General features: G+C 78.2%; 1 protein-coding gene. It reads right to left on the bottom strand.

Annotation, left to right across the window (positions count from 1 at the left end):
* On the bottom strand, positions 1–1,630 hold a 1,630-nt coding region (locus tag BZZ08_RS38390), incomplete at both ends, for an ABC transporter permease (RefSeq protein ID WP_133169281.1).

The raw sequence follows: 1,630 nt of genomic DNA on the forward strand, positions 1-1,630 counted from the left end.
CGGCGGCCAGTCCGGCGAGCGCCCGCCCCGCCTCCCGCGTGCCGTCGGTGCGGACCAGGGCCCGCTGGTCGAGGCCGGCCGTGGTGTGCCCGGCGGCCAGTTCGCGGGAGAGGACGACCGGGCCGAAGCCCAGCCCCCGGTCGTACACGGCGACGACCCGGGCGTCGACGCGCGCCCCGTCGCCGAGCACCAGCCGCACCCGCTTCCCGAGCCCGGCGTCGCGCGTGCGGGCCGCCTCACGGCTGACGGCGACCGTCGCCCCGGTCAGCCGGTCCAGGCCGCCGTCCGTCACCCCGAGGTCCACGACGTCCCCGGCGTCCGGCGCCAGGATCAGCGCCGAGGCCGACTCGGCCGCGGGCTCGCCCAGCTCCTCGTACTCCCACACCACCGTGGTCGTCCCCGCCGGTTCCGCCGCCCGTACGCCGGGCACCTCCCGCACGGCGGACAGGGTGCCCTCGGGCAGCCCGCCCAGGGCCGGTGCCGTCAGCTCGTACTGGGCGAGGGTGCCGGTGCGGGTGTCCTCGGAGGTGGCGGCCAGCACCGTGGTCTGGGTGAGGGTGTAGGTCAGTACGAAGACGATGCCCATGGCCAGCGGACTGACCACCCCCGACAGACGCAGGGCGTAGGCCCGTACGTTGGACAGCGCCAGCCACGTCGGCGCCGCCACCCCGGGCCGCAGCCGCCGTACGACGGCCTCGCCCGCGCTCCGGACCAGCGCCGGGCCGGACAGCGCCAGGCCGATCGCGGCGAGAATGCCCGCGATGGACGTGACCGAGGCCCCGAGGACCGTCCGGGACAGCAGCGGCACCACCGAGAGCGCGCAGGCACCGAGGATCAGCAGCAGCCCGGCGGTGGTCCGCCCCCGCGACGGTGTGCGCGGCTCGCTGCGCGACTCGGCGACCGCCTCGGTGGCGGGCATCCGCGAGGTGCGCCAGGCCGCGCACCGGGCGGAGAGCCGTACGGCCGCCACCACCAGGAGCAGGGTGGCGAGCGCGGGCAACGGGCTCAGCGCGAGCGGGAGTTCGTCCGGGAGGACGCCGCGGTCGGCCAGCGCGTCCCGGAAGCGTCCCGCCAGCAGGTAGCCGACCGCCACGCCCGGCACCAGCGCGATCACCGCGACGACCGTCGACTGCGCGGCGGCCAGGCGGCGGATCTGCTTCGGGGTCGCGCCGACGGCCCGCATCAGCGCCAGGTCGCGGCGCTGCCCGGCGATGGTCACGCCCAGCGCGCCCGCGACGACGAACCCGGTGATCAGCAGCACGATCCCGCCGAGCGAACCGGCGAGCAGGATCAGCAGCGAGCGCGCCGACCCCACGCCGGGTGCCACCGCCTCGCCCCGGTCCGCGCCGGTGGTCACCTCCAGGCCCGTGCCCGCCACTTCCTCGCGGACGGCGGCGGCGACCCGTTCTCCGGCACCGTCGGCGGCCCGCAGGCCGATCAGGTCGACGGTCCCGGCGCGCGGACCCTCGCGCCCGGCGTCGCGCCCGGCCAGCGCGGCGGCCGTCCCGTCCGCGAAGTAGACGCCGCCCGCACCCGGGGCGTCGACCAGCGCGGAGACCCGGTAGAAGGCGGCGGGGCGGCCGTTCGCCACGACCCGGACCCGGTCGCCCACCGCGAGGCCCGCCGCGTC

Source organism: Streptomyces sp. MH60 (genome assembly GCF_002939385.1).
GTDB lineage: Bacteria > Actinomycetota > Actinomycetes > Streptomycetales > Streptomycetaceae > Streptomyces.